The organism is uncultured Campylobacter sp. (assembly GCF_938018145.1).
Taxonomy (GTDB): Bacteria; Campylobacterota; Campylobacteria; order Campylobacterales; family Campylobacteraceae; genus Campylobacter_A.
This window is the reverse complement of record NZ_CALIII010000219.1, coordinates 1-2458: the sequence shown is the minus strand read 5'-3', so window position 1 is coordinate 2458 and position 2458 is coordinate 1. Positions and strand designations below refer to the sequence as shown.

Annotated in this window: 2 protein-coding genes; both read left to right on the top strand. The window is 47.5% G+C overall.

The window, feature by feature from the left end; translation table 11 throughout:
* Positions 1-159: 159 nt before the first annotated feature.
* Positions 160-1587 carry a class II fumarate hydratase gene (gene fumC, locus Q0338_RS04895; RefSeq protein WP_298085781.1) on the top strand — a complete coding sequence of 476 codons (1428 nt, stop codon included), beginning with the start codon at positions 160-162 and terminating at the stop codon, positions 1585-1587.
* A 149-nt stretch (positions 1588-1736) separates the two neighbouring features.
* Positions 1737-2120 carry a hypothetical protein gene (locus tag Q0338_RS04890; protein WP_298085780.1) on the top strand — a complete coding sequence of 128 codons (384 nt, stop codon included), beginning with the start codon at positions 1737-1739 and terminating at the stop codon, positions 2118-2120.
* Positions 2121-2458 lie beyond the last annotated feature (338 nt).

The following is a 2458-nucleotide window of genomic DNA, read 5'->3' as shown; positions in this document are numbered from 1 at the left end:
AGTAAGAATGCCCCATCTTGGCGAGATTCTAGTAAAATTTTAATATCGCTAATTTAGGGTCGCCTTTCTCGTCGCAAGAGAAATCTTACGATTTAAATTCAATTATAATTTATATATATTGATTTATAATTTTAAAAACTTCTTAGGAAAGGATTAATTATGGAATTTCGTATCGAAAAAGACACGATGGGCGAGGTAAAGGTTCCAAACGGCAAATATTGGGGAGCGCAGACGCAGCGCAGCCATGAAAATTTCGAGATCGGAGTAGGGCTGGAGACGATGCCAAGAGAGGTCATAGAGGGTTTTGCCTATCTAAAAAAGGCGTGCGCGCTTGTTAATCGTAAGCTAGGCCGCCTAGACGAGCCTCGCACCGAGGCGATCGCGCAGGCGTGCGATGAAATTTTAAACGGCAAACTGGACGGAAATTTCCCTCTAGTCGTGTGGCAGACGGGCTCGGGTACGCAGTCGAATATGAATTTAAACGAGGTCGTTTCAAACCGCGCGATGGAGATTTTGGGGCTAAATTTCCGCGATAAGGCAGCATTGGACGCTAAAGACGCGAAATTCGTACACCCAAACGATCACGTAAATAAAGGCCAGAGCTCAAACGACACCTATCCTACGGCGATGCGAATAGCCTTTGTGCTAGAGCTTCAAAAAAAGCTACTGCCCGCGATAGAAAAGCTTGAAGCGACGCTGGATAAAAAGACCGCCGAGTTTGCGGGGATCGTAAAGATCGGCCGCACTCACCTGCAAGACGCCACGCCGCTCACGCTCGGGCAGGAATTTAGCGGCTACGCGCATATGCTAAAGGCGAGCAAGGCGCAGATCCTAGCTACTATGCCGTTTTTAGAGGAGCTTGCTATCGGCGGCACCGCGGTGGGCACGGGGCTAAACTCGCACCCGAAATTTAGCGAGATGGTAAGCGACGAGCTAAACGCGCTAACGGGCACGGCGTTTAAATTTAAATCCCATCCGAATAAATTTCACGGCCTAACCAGCCACGACGCCGAGGTGTTTTTAAGCGGCGCGCTAAACGGTCTGGCGGCAAATTTGATGAAGATCGCAAACGACGTGCGCTGGCTAGCAAGCGGGCCTAGGTGCGGTATCGGCGAGATAAACATCCCCGAAAATGAGCCGGGAAGCTCGATAATGCCAGGCAAGGTAAATCCGACGCAGTGCGAAGCCGTCACGATGGTAGCGGCGCAAGTAATGGGCAACCACGTCGCGATCTCCATCGCTGCAAGCCAGGGCAACTTCGAGCTAAACGTCTTTAAGCCGGTGCTTACCTACAACCTCATCCAAAGCATCCGCCTGCTAAGCGACGCGATGAACAGCTTTGAGAAACACTGCGCTTGCGGCATCAGCGCAAACGCCGCGAAAATCGACAAACTGCTGCACGAAAGCCTAATGCTCGTAACCGCGCTAAATCCGCACATCGGCTACGCAAATGCCGCCAAGATCGCCAAAACCGCGCATCATAACGGCACGACGCTGCGCGAGGAGGCGATAAAATCGGGCATACTAACCGCCGAGGAATTTGACGCGTGGGTGGTGCCTGAGGATATGATAGCGCCGAAGGAGTAAATTCGGTCATTTGATTTTTGGGCTCGGCGGGATTTGGGCGATTTTGCCGAGCCTTCTTTAAAATCCATAAATTTAGGAGCGAGATTTACGGTTGTGCCTTAAATTTTACTCAAATTTGCCGATATACTTTTAAATTTAAAGGCACGGCGATGGATGTAAAACTAAACATAAATTTAAACTCAAATTTGATGAATTTAAGTAAAAGCGGCTCGGCGGTCGCAGGCGGAGCAAATTTAAAAAACGTAAATTTGCAAAGCAGCGATAGGGGCGATATCTTCCGTGACGCGTCAAATTTGCCTAGCGGCGCAAACGAGGGCGAAAGCAGCGCCGATATCCTAAAAAAACAGCTAGAAAAACTGCAAAAACGACTAAAAGAGCTTGAAGCCGCGATAAAGCGAATAAAAGCGAGCAAAAATCCATACGCAAAGGATATGGCGGCCTCGCTTGAGACGCAAAAGGGAGCGGTGTTTGCGCAGATAATGCAAATAAGCGCGCGAATTTTAGAAATGCAAGGCGGTCAGAGTAAAATTTGACGCCGTAAATTTGCATTTCAAATTTTAAAGCCTTGAAACCAATGAAGAAATAGGGCGATTTTGATTTTAAAATATCAAAATCAAAAAATAATTTGTTAAATCTATCTTTTTATACTTTAATTATTTTTAGGACTTTTCTCGTAAAAATCGGACTAAAATTTAGCCTTAAAAAACAGCGGGGTTTAACTACGCTTTACGCCCAGGGCGCGCAAGAGGAGCTTTTGACGTTTTCGGATATGCTTGCTAGCTCGCTGCCTCACAGCGTGTTTTTGCGCGGTTCAAGGGTTTATGCGAGCGAAAATTTACCCCAAGGCGAAGTAAGCGAGCCCGTAAATACC

Excerpts from the sequence above, each read along its gene's own strand:
- fumC (WP_298085781.1), top strand. The coding sequence starts at position 160 with ATGGAATTTCGTATCGAAAAAGACACGATGGGCGAGGTAAAGGTTCCA.
- Q0338_RS04890 (WP_298085780.1), top strand. The coding sequence starts at position 1,737 with ATGGATGTAAAACTAAACATAAATTTAAACTCAAATTTGATGAATTTA.